Raw genomic sequence first — 220 nt, 5'->3', positions numbered from 1 at the left:
GACCAGCAGGTGCACGGGCTCGCTGCCCGCCTTTGGCCGCAGCACCTCCAGCGTCTCGGCCCGACGGCTCAGAGTGGTGTGGTCCGGCACGGGCAGAGTGAGAGCGAGCAGCTGCAGGATGGAGCCGATCAGCCCCTCGGTCTGGCGCAGGGCCAAGCGGAACACCGCGCGCAGGGTCAGGGCGGTGGTGATGGCCAGATCGGAATAGCAGGGCTGCCCG

Annotated in this window: 1 protein-coding gene; it reads right to left on the bottom strand. The window is 70.5% G+C overall.

The window, feature by feature from the left end; translation table 11 throughout:
• On the bottom strand, positions 1–220 hold a 220-nt coding region (locus Q7A36_RS41500; protein WP_305109577.1), incomplete at both ends, for a transposase.

The sequence above is a fragment of the Paracraurococcus lichenis genome (genome assembly GCF_030657435.1).
Lineage (GTDB): Bacteria > Pseudomonadota > Alphaproteobacteria > Acetobacterales > Acetobacteraceae > Paracraurococcus > Paracraurococcus lichenis.
This window is presented reverse-complemented; position numbering and strand designations above follow the sequence as displayed.